11 protein-coding genes and 5 pseudogenes are annotated in these 16,531 nt (G+C 41.5%); 8 read left to right on the plus strand and 8 right to left on the minus strand.

Going from position 1 to position 16,531, the window contains the following annotated elements; translation table 11 throughout:
* The 8 genes and pseudogenes from Q0418_RS03200 to arsA form a co-directional block, all read left to right on the plus strand.
* Positions 1 to 125 (plus strand): annotated as a pseudogene (locus Q0418_RS03200) (IS5/IS1182 family transposase); the annotation flags it as partial.
* A 279-nt stretch (positions 126 to 404) separates the two neighbouring features.
* Positions 405 to 1,087 (plus strand): annotated as a pseudogene (locus Q0418_RS03205) (nitrogenase component 1); the annotation flags it as partial.
* 95 nt (positions 1,088 to 1,182) lie between these two features.
* Positions 1,183 to 1,497 carry a metalloregulator ArsR/SmtB family transcription factor gene (locus tag Q0418_RS03210; protein ID WP_298482169.1) on the plus strand — a complete coding sequence of 105 codons (315 nt, stop codon included), beginning with the start codon at positions 1,183 to 1,185 and terminating at the stop codon, positions 1,495 to 1,497.
* A gap of 85 nt (positions 1,498 to 1,582) precedes the next feature.
* On the plus strand, positions 1,583 to 2,146 hold the full coding sequence (locus Q0418_RS03215; protein ID WP_298482171.1) for a DUF2703 domain-containing protein: 564 nt from the start codon (positions 1,583 to 1,585) through the stop codon (positions 2,144 to 2,146).
* Positions 2,139 to 2,645 (plus strand): annotated as a pseudogene (locus tag Q0418_RS03220) (arsenic resistance protein); the annotation flags it as partial. The gene Q0418_RS03215 and the pseudogene Q0418_RS03220, both read left to right, overlap by 8 nt.
* Positions 2,646 to 2,832: 187 nt before the next feature.
* Positions 2,833 to 3,396, plus strand: a pseudogene (locus Q0418_RS03225) (arsenic resistance protein); the annotation flags it as partial.
* Positions 3,397 to 3,415: 19 nt separating this feature from the next.
* Positions 3,416 to 3,784 carry an arsenite efflux transporter metallochaperone ArsD gene (arsD, locus tag Q0418_RS03230; RefSeq protein ID WP_298482173.1) on the plus strand — a complete coding sequence of 123 codons (369 nt, stop codon included), beginning with the start codon at positions 3,416 to 3,418 and terminating at the stop codon, positions 3,782 to 3,784.
* Positions 3,784 to 5,521: pseudogene (gene arsA, locus Q0418_RS03235) on the plus strand (arsenical pump-driving ATPase). The gene arsD and the pseudogene arsA overlap by 1 nt, the downstream one beginning before the upstream one ends.
* Here arsA and Q0418_RS10995 read toward each other — a convergent pair.
* The 8 genes from Q0418_RS10995 to Q0418_RS03270 form a co-directional block, all read right to left on the minus strand.
* Positions 5,440 to 5,775 carry an MATE family efflux transporter gene (locus Q0418_RS10995; RefSeq protein ID WP_367276216.1) on the minus strand — a complete coding sequence of 112 codons (336 nt, stop codon included), beginning with the start codon at positions 5,773 to 5,775 and terminating at the stop codon, positions 5,440 to 5,442. The pseudogene arsA and the gene Q0418_RS10995 overlap by 82 nt on opposite strands.
* A gap of 21 nt (positions 5,776 to 5,796) precedes the next feature.
* Positions 5,797 to 6,513: a class C sortase gene (locus Q0418_RS03240; protein ID WP_298482175.1), complete on the minus strand. Its 717-nt coding sequence runs from the start codon at positions 6,511 to 6,513 to the stop codon at positions 5,797 to 5,799.
* Positions 6,497 to 7,354, minus strand: coding sequence for a class C sortase (locus tag Q0418_RS03245; RefSeq protein ID WP_298482177.1), 858 nt, complete (start codon positions 7,352 to 7,354; stop codon positions 6,497 to 6,499). Before Q0418_RS03245 ends, Q0418_RS03240 begins: the two co-directional genes overlap by 17 nt.
* Positions 7,355 to 7,480: 126 nt before the next feature.
* Positions 7,481 to 8,989: a SpaH/EbpB family LPXTG-anchored major pilin gene (locus tag Q0418_RS03250; RefSeq protein ID WP_298482178.1), complete on the minus strand. Its 1,509-nt coding sequence runs from the start codon at positions 8,987 to 8,989 to the stop codon at positions 7,481 to 7,483.
* Between the two features lie 16 nt (positions 8,990 to 9,005).
* Positions 9,006 to 12,566 (minus strand): prealbumin-like fold domain-containing protein, encoded by a 3,561-nt coding sequence (locus tag Q0418_RS03255; protein ID WP_298482181.1) that lies wholly within the window; start codon positions 12,564 to 12,566, stop codon positions 9,006 to 9,008.
* A 322-nt stretch (positions 12,567 to 12,888) separates the two neighbouring features.
* Positions 12,889 to 13,686 carry a response regulator gene (locus tag Q0418_RS03260; protein ID WP_298482183.1) on the minus strand — a complete coding sequence of 266 codons (798 nt, stop codon included), beginning with the start codon at positions 13,684 to 13,686 and terminating at the stop codon, positions 12,889 to 12,891.
* Complete coding sequence (locus Q0418_RS03265; protein ID WP_298482185.1) at positions 13,683 to 15,770, minus strand: sensor histidine kinase; 2,088 nt, start codon at positions 15,768 to 15,770, stop codon at positions 13,683 to 13,685. The genes Q0418_RS03260 and Q0418_RS03265 overlap by 4 nt, the downstream gene beginning before the upstream one ends.
* A gap of 274 nt (positions 15,771 to 16,044) precedes the next feature.
* The coding region (locus Q0418_RS03270; protein ID WP_298482186.1) for an ISAs1 family transposase at positions 16,045 to 16,531 on the minus strand (487 nt) is incomplete at its 5' end.

Consider the following 16,531-nt stretch of genomic DNA (forward strand, 5'->3'; position numbering starts at 1 on the left):
TAAAAAATATTTTTCGGTATCGAAAGACCCGATACCGAGGTCTGCGAAAACAGACAGCTAAACTGAATATCATGTTCGCATTGGCGAATCTGTATCTGGCTGCCAGAAAATCTCTGACAGTCTGATTCAGTGCACCCTTGCGATGGAAAATTGAACATTTCTCTACACACTCAGCATTTTTGCTGGGTGTTTTTATTTATATTGAACTGTGGGTGGAGATTATGCGGTATTGCCTTAAAAATCGAATAACGCATTTTAGCCATTTCTGGGCAATCATTTCAGCGAAAATATAGGTTTTAGAGGTGCCCATATGGAATAGAAATGAAAAATACGAATCCAAATAATACAGTGGTTTCGTATTCCTTTCTTATTCCTATTTCTATTAAGAGATCGGAAGGAAAAACATGGGAAAAAGAACCATCAATTTAGAGATGTCGGAATGCGAAAATCGGGAAATGCGGATTGGCTCTATCATTTCATGGGATGGAAAGGCTTCTGAATTGGTAGAGGCTTCTGATTATGACAAGCGCAGTTCTGGCGAAAAGAAAAAAGGCTGTTGTGGAGGCGGCGGAAAAGCATGTCAACTCTGCGAACTGCATATGCCGTTTTCACAGCAAACGATGTGTGCAAATGCGATTGTTGCCTGTCAAATCGGCAATATTACAGACTGCGTTTTGATTGAACATTCTCCTATCGGTTGTTCAGCAAACCATGCGAGATTTAATCTGGCTTATAAAATCGGTCTGAGACGTCGCGGAAAGCCGTTGGAAAATATCAAGATTTTCAGCACCAATCTGAAAGAAAAGGATATGGTGTTTGGTGCAAGCAATCGTCTCCGGCAAACAATTCAAGATGCCTATGATCGATATCATCCCAAGGCGATTTTTATTTCCAGTCCTGTTCTACGGCAATCATCGGAGAAGATATCGACAGTGTAGCAGATGAAAAAGAGGCAGAACTGGGCATTCCAGTGGTGCCGTTGCATTGCCAGAGATTTCGTTCCAAGCACTGGAGTACCGGTTTTGACGTTTCTCAACATGGTGTTGTGCGGCAGATCGTGAAGAGAAATCCGACAAAACAAAAAGATCAGGAGTGCCTTTTTCGTGCAAATTTACATATTGACATTTATCTATTTATGGTATATAATAATACATAGATAAACTTAAATGTGATGCGATTACCATGGAACTTGATGCAAAAAGGACCGCCGTTATTTTCAAGGCATTCTGCGACGAAAACAGAATCAAAATTCTGCAAATGCTGCTGACAGGAGAAAAGTGTGCCTGCAAACTGTTGGAGGAAATGAACATCACACAGCCTACGCTTTCCCATCATATGAAGATACTGTGCGACAGCGGAATTGTAAATGCAAGAAAAGAGGGCAAGTGGATGTATTATTCCATTTCAGGAGATGGTTCGGAATTCGCTGTCAATTGTTTGAAAGAACTGACAACGGTTCATTCCAATTGTGAAAATCAGTCGTGTTGTGAAGCATAATTGTTATGACAATTCGCACACGACTTGTTTTAAAACGAATCAATCGACATATTTCAATCTGACGATTTATGGAAAGGAGTTATTTATGAGTATTTCAAATGCAAAGCAGAATTGTTCTTGCAGCAGTGGTAACTCAGAGAAGAGGCGCATACTGATCGAATATCTTTTTCTTGATCTGAATACTTGTGACCGATGTATTGGCACAGATTCTGTTCTGGAGAAAGCTATTGAGGGAATCCGCCCAGCATTGGAGCTTGCGGGCTATACAATTGATTATCAGAAAATTGAAGTATCAACAGAACAGTTGGCAAAACAGCATTGTTTTCTTTCGTCACCCATAATCCGTGTCAATGGTCATGATATTTGTAAAACAGTGTCAGAATCAAACTGTGGCTGCTGCGGAGAAATTGCAGGAACTAATATTGATTGCCGTGTATTTGAATATGACGGAAGAACCTACGAAATTCCCACAGAAGAAATGCTTGCAGATATGATATTGCAAAGTGTTTACAATAAAAGCGCTTGCGAATGCAGTGAATACATACTACCTGAAAATTTGAAACGCTTTTATGACGGCAGAAACCACAAGAATCATTCATCATGCAGCTGTGGCTGCAATGGTGCGGAAGGGAGCAATTGCAATGGCTAAAGAAAAAAGCAGTGGCATAAACCTGTTTCAAAAATATCTGACTGTCTGGGTAATCCTCTGTATGGCGGCAGGGGTTGCGATTGGAAAATTCCTGCCGCAGATACCGGAGCTTTTGAATCAATTTGAGTATACAGGCATTTCCATTCCTATGGCAATTCTGATCTGGCTGATGATTTATCCCATGATGATGAAAGTGGATTTCCAAAGCGTGAAAAATGTCGGTAAAAATCCCAAAGGACTGTTTGTGACGTGGATCGTCAACTGGCTGACCAAGCCGTTTTCTATGTACGGAATTGCGAGTCTGTTCTTCTTTGTGATTTTCAAGGCTTTCATAACACTGGAACTTGCAACGGAATATCTTGCAGGCGCAGTTCTGCTTGGCGCTGCGCCGTGTACGGCAATGGTTTTCGTGTGGAGTACGCTGACAAAAGGAAATCCTGCCTATACTGTCGTGCAGGTAGCTACCAACGATTTGATTATTCTCATAGCTTTTGTACCTTCTGAATCCGCAAAACTCAAATTGACTTTATATCTGTTTTCGCCCTATTTTAAGGCTTAAACAAGCTTTTTTCTTGCTTAAAATTATTCACCCAAAAGGTGTACTTTTCAAAGCTGAAAAATATCTTGTTTTTCTCGGAATACAGCCACTTTTTGTGCTTTTATAAAATTCAATTTTGCGGATTCAGGTACCTATCATTAAGTTTCTGCTCGGAGTATCCGACGTATCCGTACCGCTGTCAACTCTGTTTTTCTCGGTTATACTGTTTGTGGTTATTCCGCTTGCTGCAGGAATTCTGACGAGAATGATTGTCACGAAAAATAAGGACAAAGAGTACTTTGAAAACACATTTATCCACAAATTTGACGGCATCACAACAATAGGACTGCTGCTTACGCTTATTATGATATTCTCATTTCAGGGCGGAGTGATTCTTGAAAATCCGCTGCACATTATACTGATTGCCGTTCCGCTGATATTGCAGACCTTCCTTATTTTTGCCATTGCATATATTGCCTGCAAGCTGTTAAAGCTGCCTCACAATATCGCCGCTCCTGCGGGAATGATCGGTGCTTCCAACTTCTTTGAGCTTGCTGTTGCAGTGGCGGTTGCGCTGTTCGGAACATCTTCGCCAGCGGCTCTTGCAACAACAGTAGGCGTACTGACTGAAGTACCTGTTATGCTTTTCCTCGTTAGAATAGCGAATAAAACAAGTAATTGGTTTTCGACCAATTCAAATAAACCCAATTAACCGCAAAGGAGATTTTACTATGAAAAAAATGCAGATTTTTGAACCGGCTCTTTGCTGTGAAACAGGCGTATGCGGCGCAAGCGTTGACTCGGAACTGCTTCGTATTACTACCGTACTCAACACACTTAAACAGAATGGAGTGGTAATCGACCGCTTTAATTTGAACAGTGCACCAATGGAGTTCGTGACAAATCAAACAATCAATACATTTATCAATCAAAAGGGTACTGAAGCTCTGCCTTGTGTTACTGTTGACGGAAAAATCGTTATAGAGGGCAGGTATCCGACAAATGAGGAAATTCTAACATTACTGGAACTGCCGATTGAAACCATGCTGCCAAAGCCAAAGAATAATGGCGGTTGCTGTTGTGGAGGAGGCTGCTGTTGATGAAAATCTTTGATCCTTTTGAACAGGTTCAGACCAAGTATATATTTTATACTGGAAAAGGCGGAGTGGGTAAGACATCAGTTGCCTGTGCGACTGCCGTATCTCTTGCCGACAGCGGAAAGAAAGTACTTTTAATCAGCACAGATCCTGCTTCAAATTTGCAGGATGTTTTCTCTATGGAGCTTAACAATAAGGGCGTTGTGATTCCCGATGTTCTCAATCTGACAGTAGCGAACCTTGACCCTGTGCAAGCAGCCGCTGAATACAGAGAAAGCGTTATCGCTCCCTATCGTGGAAAGCTTCCCGAAAGTGTCATCGCAAATATGGAAGAACAGCTTTCAGGTTCTTGTACAGTGGAGATTGCCGCATTTAATGAGTTTTCAGGATTTATAACCGACCAAAAAGTACAGAATGAGTACGATTATATCATTTTTGATACTGCACCAACAGGTCATACTTTGCGTATGCTGCAATTACCTTCTGCCTGGAGCAACTTCATCAGTGAAAGTACTCATGGAGCATCCTGCTTGGGACAGCTTTCGGGATTGGAAAGTAAAAAAGCTGTTTACAAAAAGGAAGTAGAAACGCTTGCTGACAAGAATATGACAACACTTGTTCTTGTCACAAGACCGGAGGATTCACCTCTGAAAGAGGCAGGTCGGGCATCTAAAGAACTTTCTGACTTTGGCGTGAGAAATCAGATTCTTGTAATTAACGGAATTCTCAAAGTGCATGACGATGAAATTTCAGATAAGCTGTATCAGAAGCAGCAGATGGCACTTGAACATATGCCGTCAGAGTTGAAAGAAATCGAAGCCTATCATATTCCATTTCGTGCCTATAAACATTACAGGTCTTGATAATGTGAGAAGCCTGTTAAAGGACGAACGATGTATTGTAAGGAATGATAAACTGAAATTTTACCATATTGCGAGTCTTTCCGATATTGTGAGCTATCTTGACAATTCGGAGAAAAAGGTAATCTTTACAATGGGCAAGGGCGGTGTAGGAAAAACTACTGTTGCAGCGGCGATTGCTCTCGGACTTTCCAAAAAGGGCAAAAAAGTTCATCTTACAACAACCGACCCCGCAGCGCATCTGAAATTTGTCATTGACGAAACAAGTGGTATCACTATGAGTCATATTGACGAACGTGAGGAACTGAAAAAGTACCAGAACGAGGTGCTTTCCAAAGCAAGAGAAAACGGCTTGAGTGATGAAGATATCGCCTATATTGAGGAGGATTTGCGTTTTCCCTGCACACAGGAGATTTCTGTTTTTCGTGCATTTGCCGAAATAGTGGAAAAGGCAGATGACGAAATCATAGTAATCGACACCGCTCCGACTGGTCACACACTTCTGCTTTTGGAGTCTGCACAAAGCTACAATAAGGAAATTCAGCGTACTAAGGGCGAAACTCCCGAATCGGTGAAAAAGTTGTTGCCGAGGTTAAAGTCAGATGAAACAGAAGTTATTATTGTAACTCTTCCTGAAGCAACACCTGTATATGAAGCGATGCGTTTGGAGGAAGATTTAAAACGTGCTGATATTCACAACAAATGGTGGGTAGTTAATTCCTCACTTTATGCTGCAGGAACAACAAATCAAATGCTGAAAGCAAAGGCAAGCAATGAAATCGAGTGGATCAACAAGGTTTATGAAAATACAGGTGGAAATGTCGCATTGATTGCCTGGAAAGCAGAAAATGTGAAAGGCGATACATTGTTATCACTATGATGGAGGAATGTTTTATGATTAAACCAAAGGTGGCTTTTATCTGTATACACAATTCTTGCCGCAGTCAAATTGGACAGTTTTACAGAAAGAGCAATTGACTTTCGGAGAACCGAATGATTGCCAGCACCGTAATTCTGGGCGATTATAACAGCAAATCCATTTGCCATTTCAGTTGAAAAACCGATAATCAGCAAAGATAATGACGATAGGTTTCCAACAGCACCAAGTGCATAAAAAAGATAGGATGCGTCCATATTTCAGACCTGGATGATATATTAATTCTTAACAAGCTCAGCATAGACTAAATACCTCTGATAATTGTCAGGGTAGGGATGGCAGGTAGAGAGGGTTATAAGAGATCTGTTCGCTTTAATATAAATATTCTGACTATCATTAGGGTCAATAACCTTGGTTTCGACCACCTGATATACAAGCGTTTCCCAAAAATTTGTTATATAAATTTTATCGCCCACGTTAAGTTCGGTAATTCTTTTAAACATATATATACTCTTATACCTTGTGTGAGCGGCAATAACGCAGTTTGTGTTTTCACCGCCGACAGGCAGAGAGGTGTGGGCAAGATACGCTGCTCCCTTAGCCATATTTTCTGTGCTCGCACCGTTATAAATCGGCAGCTTAATGTCAATGGCAGGAATCGTTATGTAGCCGAGTATATCGCTGTCTATATCGTAATCGGAGAGCAAAAAATCCGGTTTTTCATACGACAACTGATCGATCAGTCCGCTTTGCCCGCTTAAATATAGCTTTTCGTTATATTCAAACATTGCCCTACGCAGTTCGGCATACAGAAGGTTATCATCATTGGGAGCAGTATTATCCGTTTGCAATGCGTCTGTTTTAAGCTGATCAAATTGATCAATCGCTTTATTCGCCTGTATATCAAACGCCTCTCTCAGAGCAATAGGATAAGTAAAAAATCCAATACCAACAATCAATAAGATAATCGCTATGATTCTAACCAGCTTTCTCATTCTTCTTTCTCCGTATCAAACCTTTAACCGCACTGCTGACAAGCAGCATAGCAAACACTGCTGTAATCCCTAATGCAGCAAGCTTTGTATAGTCCTCCCATGTCATTTTCTTTTCGACTTTTGGTTCCTCGATGGGAATGTTCTCTTTTTCCTCAATCCGTCTGCCGTGTACCAACAAACGGTGCGTATTCTTGCCGTAGGGGGTACAGGTGATCAGAGTTACAAGATCCTTGCCTTCTTGTATAAAAAGGGAGGAGCTGTCATCAGGCTCGACGGTTTCTATTTTATAAATCTGATAGGTTAACGTTTCGTCAAGAACATGAATACGAAAAATGTTGCCCTTATGAAGCAGGTTAAGGTCGGTAAAAAGCCGCGCTGAGGGCAGACCGCAGTGTGCTGACAAAACGGCGTGGGTGCTTTCTCCGCCCATGGGGAGCGAGGTATTTTCCAAATGCCCTACACCCTTTAACAATGTTTCTTCCTTTGTTCCGTGATAGATCGGCAGATCCACATCGATAGCAGGAATCTCAATACTTGCCATTACTTCATCAAAAGCCAAAAGCTCGGTATATTCACCGTCAGTTATAGGATAGGCATCTGGGTCAAAGGGGTCGGTCAGTACAACGGCATTCTCAGACAGACTTTTATTGTAACGCCTTACAGCTTCTTTTTCCTCAGCAATTCTTTCGGGACTTATCGACGAAATCTTTTCGGTGCGTTCGGTAATCGCGCGGGTGCTGTTTTTTTGATAAAGGTAATTGGAAATAGTAGGATAGAGAAAAACAGCGCCTCCCACGAGGAATACAAATATGATCAGTATTGTCGGCAGGTGCTTTTTCATTCTGGTTTCCTCTTTCATACGTGGTATTAAAGGATTTCGATCAACCCACAATTGAATGCATGATTTGAAACAATACGCCACCCTATTATGCGGGGTGGCGTAAACTGTTATGACTATTTCTTGCACTTATTTCGCCTTGGCTTTTTTGCGGAAGAGAACAAACAAAATTACTGCGCCGGCCATAAGAGCAATACCGATGACGGTGAAGATTACAATACCTTCATCCCCGGTTATTGGGAGTGTAATACCACTGCTGTTAGGAACCTCAACGGTATAAACACCGTCAGTTGCTTCAACGTCGGCGTCGGTAAAGTTAACCTTTACAGCCTCGGCCAAAATGTTATAGCCATGAGGTGCCTGAGTCTCTACAAGGTAGTAATCGTATTTTGTACCGTTTGCTTCGTATTTTTCAAATGTTGCCACACCTGAAGCATTGGTAACAACATCACTCTCAAGCTTAATGCCGTTTATAGTTGTATGAGGAACTTGTACTGCTAATCCTGCATCAACTTCTGCCTGCGTAGCTGTTCTGTACAAATCGAACTTTGCGCCAGAAAGCTTGGTAGTGGGACTGCCATCAACGTACTTATCGATCTTTATAGCAAAGGTTGTAACATCAACAGTATCAGTTTTCTGCTTATGTGAGTTTTCTACATAAGGATAATAAGAATAATTAAATGTAGCTGTGTTGGTTTCCGGAATATTGACTGCGGTTTTGGTATCATCAGCATTAAGTGTTGCAGTATAGGTAATATCAAGCTGTTTTCCGCCGTTTGCGGCCCATTTGTCGGCATACTGATCTGTAGTAACGCTTAATTTAAAAGTATATCCGGTGGTTGCAGTAGTATCAAGAGTATAAGCAGTTGAATCAACAGTTGCATCGTCAATTTTAACATTGATTGAATCAGTATCAATAGTTAATCCGTCAGGGAGAAGGTCAGATACAGAGAATGACTTATCAGTTGCTTCTGCTGAATATGTAGGAATATCCACCGTAATAGTATAGTTTACCTTTTCGCCCTTGGTTACGCTGGTCTTGTTGGCAGTCTTGGTAATAGTAACTTCCTCTTTTTTCGCCGTAAAGGTTACATCATTAATTACATAAGCCTTATTCTCATCAACAGTCCCTACGGTCGGTTCAACCTTTTGAAGCATCAGCTGATAAACTGATGTGGAAGAAGTCGGGCGGATAAAATACTCGCCCATTGCAAGGTCTGCAAAGGTGGCTGTGCCGGAGGTAACTGTCGCTGTTTTCGCAGCAGCGATGTTGTTATCTGCAATATACTTTGGCAGACCGGCAAGCAGATTTTTCAGGTCAGCAGACTCATCTGTAAGTGCGGCAAACTGTTCAACGGTATATGCCTGATTTGCACTATTCGTTACGCTGTTAGTCTGCGCAAAATAATCAGCAAAATCATTGTTCCACGCATATGAAACGTGGTTGGATGTTGCATTATAAGTGATATCAATCACTTTATAAGCCGCAAGCACATCATTCTCCACAGCATTCTCAATTGTTATAGATGCCGTGGAATCCGCAGCAACGTCTCTCGGCTCTGCGCACACACCCATCGGGAATAAACCGAGGGCTAAAATAAGGGTAAATAATAAGACTGCAAATTTTTTGGTTTTCATATGAATTTTCCTTTCATTATTTATTTTTGCTTTTATATCGGCTTATTTTAAACCAAAACAAACCGATTGCAGCCAAAGCCAGTAGCGAAAGTCCTGCCACGGCGAATAGGCCGCCGGTGAACGGTGTTCCGGAAGTGGGCATATGCAGCGTCAGATAGTTCGCAAGTTCAACATTAACCTCATTTTCAGTAATGTTTTTTTCTTTTTCATCGATTCGGGCAATATTGCCCGAATCGTCAACGATGATTTTTAAAGGTGCATCAAGCAATCGGTAACCCGTGGGCGCTTTTGTTTCGGCTAGATAATACACACTATCGGGGGAGAGTGTATCCGTAAAAACTGCGGTAGCTTTCGTTTTGTCCTCACTCAGAGCCGTAACAACCACGCCGACGGAAACACATTTTATACTTTCTCCGTTATAGGTAATGGTCTTATCCCCATTGCTATCCACTTGGTACAGGGTAAACTCCGCACCGGCAAGCGGCACTTTATTCTCATCTGTGGATTGATCGCCGTCAAGCTTGCTCACATTAAGGGTATACGCCTTTTCAAAACGTGCATAATAAGTCGCATTGCCTGTAGTTGTGTAGCTTATTGTCATGCCGTTGTCTGTAAGCATATCATCGATGACCTTATTCGCATCATTACCCTCGGAATCATACCAACCGACAAATCTGTAGCCGCTTCCTGCGGTCGCTTTGGAGTCTACGGTTTGCTGTACCTCGCCATTATGATAGTATAGCGAGAGATAACCTATTTCATCGTCAGTAATTTCTACCCAACTGTCGCCATTCTTCACCTGACGGATAAAGGTCTGTGTAACAATCTTTTTCGAGAATCTCGCGTAATAGGTTGCACCTTCTGTAATTGTGCCGCTTATTGTTTTATTTGTTGTAATAAGCGTGCCATCGGAAGCATACCAACCAACGAATTCGTAGTATTTACCCGCTTTTGCTTGGGAGCTTACAGTCGCGTCTGCCGTATTGGTTTGACTGTAATGAGTGAGAGTACCTATTGTATCATCGTTTGTATTTTTCCAATTGTCACCGCTTCCTATCTGACGGACATAGGTCTGTTTAATGAGTTTCGAGAATCTCGCGTAATAGGTGGCATTGCCCGTAGTTGTGTAACTTATCGTTGCGCCGCCATTTATAAGCATATCACCGGCAACCTTATTGCCATCAGAATCATACCAGCCCATAAATTTGTAGTCGTTTCCAGCTGTTGCAGTGGAGCTGATAGGCATACCTACAGCATCGGTATAACTGTAACGTCCGAGAGTACCTATTTTATCGTCAGTGGTGTTTGTCCAGTTGTCACCGCTTCCTACTTGACGAATATAGGTCTGTGTAACGCTGTTCGAAAATCTCGCATAGTAGGTTTTCACGCTTTCCTGTGTTTCCACATAGCTGTATTCAGCATTCGTAGCAATAAGTTTTCCGCTTTCATCATACCAACCAACAAAATTATAGCCTTCTTTTGCAGTCGCCGTGACAGTTACGCGTTCACCAGTTGCAGCGTGGTAGGATTTACCGCCGTTTTCATTATATGCGGCGTTGTAATTCGTGTCTGATGTATCTGTTACACTTGTAATTTCAACTGTGCCGCCTGTATCAGAATAATCGTATACCTTTAAACTGTTGTTATAAGTCTGCGGAATAAACGCTTGCCTCCAACGCCATTGCGCCACCATGGTAAGCCCCTTGTGGACATTGGCATAGGATATTGTTTTTTCGCTGTTATTGATCCAGGTTACACCCACATCCTCATTGTTCTCCTCATTCTGGTTGATACGTTTAGTCAAAGCAACATTACCGTTATATATTTTAAAATACTGCGCTTTCGTGTTCCCATTGACTCCATCAAAAGTGTAATCGCAGGCTACAGTATGCTCAGCAGGAAGTATCATACTTCCTAATTGGTCTGCATTTATCTGATTATCCGCTGAAACGTTATCAACGATGTCACCCGTAAGCAGCCAGCCCATAAACTTCCAACCGTCGTTCTGTCCTTCGGCTGCATGTGATACATAAGGGTCAATAAATAAGGTTTTTGTACCTGCCTGCGCCTCGTCAATACCGGTAACCGGCTTAAAGCTGTATACATTATCTGCTTCGTCAGTATTATATTCTCTTTCTCCTTCATAAACTTTGTATTCTTTTCCGCCATTCGGGTCATAAGTCACTGTTGGACTTTTGACAAAGACAAAGTGCAGATCTGTTGCCGAAGTCACGCCATCCAGATAATAGGTATAAATGACATCGCCGTCTGTATTGGTCGATTTGATCCACTTACCTGCCTTTTGTTCATCTGTTAAGTCTTCGCTATAATCGATTTCGTTTCCCGCTAATTTCAAAAAATCAGTCACAGGATTTCCGTTCTCATCCTGTTTTGTGTAATATACACCGACAAACTCACAGCCGTCAGTGACATCTGCTGCCTTTACAATAGCCTGAATTTTCAGCGGTTCGCCATCTGTCACATAGGTTGTAAGCTTATTGTCAATCGTGACCTCATGACCTTTTGAGCTTCCTGTGCCCCCGGTTGTTCCGTCACTTCCGCCGATAACCGCACTGCCGTGGGTGGTAGTACTGCCCGACAGAGGGTGGTAAATCTGAAAGTTTATATTATCAAGGAAGTTACCGTAGGTTTTAGCTTTATCCGCACTCACTGGTGAATTCACATATCCCACCGACACAAAACCAAACAATGTTTCAGTCTGACCGGCAGGGACGGTATAGAGATAATACTTGCTTAAATCGATCTCTGTATTACCTGTGCCACTCCCGCTTTCTGCAGAACCCTCAGCATTAGAGCCGTAATGACTCCACGGGTTTGTTCCGCTCGTTGCCTTTGAGGATGCCATGATCCAGATGTGCCACTCTTCGGTATAAATCGTACTGGGGGTAAGGCTGAACGCATTATTGCCTGCATTATCCTCAAAAGCACCGCTTGCGGCAAATTTTTTACTGAAAACAGTTAACTGCTCACCCAACCCGGCAGAAGTTTTAAATGATGTCATTCCCTGAGCAATCAGCCAGTCTACCATCTGCATGAACTGGTCACGCCCTGCTTTGTTGGGCTTTGATGGGTCAACGCTCTGTTTTGGACCGATAACCAACGCCATTGTATCCGTTCCGTTTCGACCGCCGTGGTCAAGTCCCCACTCGTAAACACTCGAGGGTGTGGTCTTAACATTCTGGTATAATGTACTCTCTTCATCGGCATTCAGTTCTGCGGCATATTCACCGTTAGTAGGCTTTAAAGTTACACCGCCTATATATGTTCCTGTATTTTCTCGGAACAACTCAATTTTTCCCTCAAAAGCTGTTGTATTCCAAGCAGGAACTTCACTTTGATCCGGTTGTTTATATTTTTTGTCAGTCCAGGACTGCCCCTCTTCAAAGCTGCCGTTTTGCAGCTTGTTAACATTGCTGTCCTCGTCGGCGGAAACGTGGGAAGGGGTAAAATGAAACAGCGAAAGAACACCGCAAAGAAGCATAAGCACTGTGAAAAAAAGAGCGAACCGGTGTATTTTACCGTTGCGTTTTCCTATAATATGCTTCGATTTATACACGGCGCATCCCCTCCTTTTTTTGAATTTTATAAAAAATTACGAGAAGCCGATAGAAATCAAGATTTATTATAATATAGCACTGTCGGATTACAAAGTCGTTACACATCAAATCGACTTCAAACCCCACAAATAAACATTTCAACCACCAATTTATTATTTTTCACAAAGAAATGCAGAGTAACAACGACACTGAAAGATGAATTTACATGAAAGCTGCTGTTGTTTATGCTAAAATTTGTGTAACTTTTTCATGTCAGTTTATGGAAAATAGAAAAATCCTCCTCTGCCAAACAAAGGAAGATTTTCGTCATCACAAATATCATTATTTGTTTTGTAAAAACTCATATTTGTTATTCCACAACATACCGCAAGTGACTTCTGCCCAACTGTATTGTGTCATGTATTCACCTTGAAATGCAGGCATTCCGGTTTGCAGAAAACAATAATAATCACAGTCAATCCGTTCCGTATCGAGCGAATAATAATATCCGGTTTGTTCCAGCAGACATTCCGATCCGGCTTTTTTAAGCGTATTGCGTAGGTCAAAGAAAAGCTGATGCAGGTAATTCATTTTTTTCAATTCATCATAGTCATCCTGCCACATAATTGTACAAATCTGCTTGGCAGTCACACCTGCACCATTGCGGTCAATCAGAACCGCTAATAATTCCTTGGATTTAGAGCGTTTAAAATTCAATGGAACTCCATGAGCGAAAACTTCAAAGTTGCCAAAGCACTTCACCTGGAGCAGCTTTTCCTTTGTTTTTCGCCCCTTTATATGGTCGATTTCTTTCTGTATTGCTTCCGCTGTAATCGGTTTCAGCAGATATCCAGAAACATGGATCTGAAAAGCATCCAGGGCATACTCAGAAAATCCTGTGCAAAATACAATATTGCATTCAGGTTGTGCCTCTAGTATTTTTTCCGCCAACGTCAAACCGCCCATGCCACGCATACTAATGTCAAGAAAAGCGATATCAACATGATTGTTCTGTACCCATTCTAGTGCTTTTGTACAGGAAGAAAATTCAGAAATCGCTGTAATATCCGGAGAAATGGCAACTGCTTTTGTCAGTGCCTGAAGCATTGGACGTTCGTCATCAACAGTTACTGCAATCATTTCTCATTTTCCTCTTTCTTTGGTATTGTGATCAAAGCCTTTGTTCCTTTGCCTGGAACACCGCACACATCAAGTCTGCCTTTACACATGATCTCCAGACGGATTCGAATGTTTCGGATTCCCACGTGCTTTTTCTCGTCCTGGAAAGCGGTGCTGTCAAAGCCGATTCCATCATCTTCTACACAAATGCAGTAATCAGATTTTGTTTCATATGTGGAGATAATAACAGTTCCGCCGCTTTCCAACCCCATAAGACCATGCTTGACGGCATTTTCTACCAGTGGTTGTATGGTAAGCGCAGGCAGGAGAAAATCTTCTGATTGGATATCAAATATAACTGTCATACCTGGAAATCTGACCTTTTCTATATTTACGTAGTGCTTTACATGTGCAATTTCCTTTGAAAGACGAATTGGCGCATAATTATCAAGCTCACTGAAATTTCCTCGTAAATACAACGAAAAATCATGTACAAGCTTTGCAGCCATCTGCGGCTTTTCAGAACAGAAATGCTCAATTGTGCCAAGGGTATTATATATAAAATGCGGCTGTATCTGACTTATCATAATGGCGACCCGGTTGTTTTCAAATTCTGCTCTCATCTCCTTTTCACGCATTGCCGCACGAAAATTTTTGGGTATTACAAGCAGTATCATAAAGATGATAATAAAAAACATAAGAATAAACACAATATTCGAGATAAGACCTCCCTGCCACCATCCGATAGCAGTTGCTGCAAAATCAACATGAAATGCGGCAATTAGGAAAATAGACAATATCAGTAGAATCCGGTTATATTTTTCAGCATGAATCAGACTGTAGATCACACAGCCAAGCAAAATCAGGGTAATCAAAGACTGTGATACTGACCATGCCAGATTGGTATCGTAAATTCCAATACTGCCAAAAAAAGATATGCCCATTATGATTGCCAGGATCACCCATGAAACTCCAGTCAGAACAGACCCAATGTTTTTTACCTTTTTGCTAAGGCACTCCACAACAAAAACAGTCATACTCAACATATAGAGCATCATACATAGCTCTGATGCAATTGTATTGAATCGGTAGTGGTCATTCCATAATGAAATATGCGGTGACTCCAATATAAAATATCCTCCGCCAAAAAGCATCATGAAACCTATCATCCACATGATCTCATTTTTGGGGATACGCATCAAAGAGGAGAACAGGGAAACGCCAAGAATCACAAATGATATGACCATTGCCACAATACCGAGTGTTCTTTCAAAATCCCCTTCGTATTTTATCGCTTCTTTGAAGACAACGCCACCCTCTCCTCCATAAATATACATGGAATCCAGGAAGTCGTCTACTGCGTTTTCATTTCCAAAATTGTGATTGTTTTTCAAGACAATTTCAATTGTATCTGTTTCCGTTCCTGTATAATAGTATTCCGCCCATATTTTTCCACAAACACTGTCGTCAAACTCAGGATTCTCAATGTCACAAACATGCGGTTCCTGTCCGGGAACATGTATGGTTGCTCCTATGTGATTAAAATACAAAGCAATTGGTGTCCCATTAGAAAGACCGCCTATGGTTTCTGACCTGTCCGGTGACATAAGCTGAAACATTCCCCGCAGCGTAACATCGCCCTGCAATGCAGAAATATGTTCTCCTTCGATTATGGGGTGCCATTCCCCGTCATCAATTTTGTAATCACCTTGAAATGCTACAGCCAATGGAAGTGCCATGGTTGACTGTTTGCTTTGATTGCTTTTTATCAGCAAAAAGGCAACCGCCAGAAGCGTTATAATGCCTATCCCAATCACAACAATGGATGACCGCTTTAACTTGTTTCGTAAAAAATTTAACTTCTGCATTTTTACCTCGCATAAATAAAGTAGTAATTCATAGAGTACCGTGCTATGGGAATCCAGCAGGTACGACTTCAATTTCGTTTGTTGGAACAGTGCAGATTCCTGAATCGGTCTACCAGGATTTTCTATTCCATAATCGAACGCATGGTTGTCGGCTACTGCAAAGTCATGAGCCAACGCATTAATGAGTTCTACAATATACTCGTCCTTTGATATCGTTCCAATAAAATCACACTGCACAGCATCTCCGCAGTCTACAAGAGATTGATCTTACTTCCAGTTTCGATAATCTCATTATATCATGAATCCAGAAGAAATGCAACTGTCGTATCCTAAATAACTCAGCTATTCGAGAGGCTTCGGATAAAATTTCTTACGATATCACCTGTATCATACTCTTCAATGAATTACTGCCACACGATTATCACTGAAATCTTCCAGTACTCTTAAACAACAAAATTTTCTGTCACCTTATAAACACCATTCTAAACACGGCAATTTCTCCAGTAAAAAACTATGAACAAACCCAAAGATTAACAAGATGATCAAGGTAAGCAGAATCGAGGAGACAGCGGAATTGCTTGTTAGGGATACTCTCTTTGAATGAAGTATCAAGTTTCAGAATATTCACAACAATTTGTCGAAGAATATTGAAATTCTCGGCAGAATCACCCTTTCTTGCTCTGCTTTCATCTTCCCGAAAAGCAATATCAAGAACCCAGTGCAGCGAATTTTCTATGCTCCAGTGTGCTCTCTTTGCCCTCATAATCTGCTGTGCAGTCATATTTTTACAGCTGTAGATAAAATAATGCCGCTGCTCTGTTTTTCTTCCATTTTCTTCTGTTTTGGCAACGATCATGCCGATCCTGTTCAGATCAGTCCACTTTTCGCGCCCATTCTGATGGTGTATAATAAAACTTGACACAATCCAGACAATGGATGTAAGATAAACCTTAATCCGCAGACTTGAAATCCTGCCACTTTTCAAAACCACAGAAATA

Origin of the sequence: uncultured Ruminococcus sp. (assembly GCF_937915125.1) — a bacterium.
Classification (GTDB): Bacteria; Bacillota; Clostridia; order Oscillospirales; family Ruminococcaceae; genus Ruminococcus_C.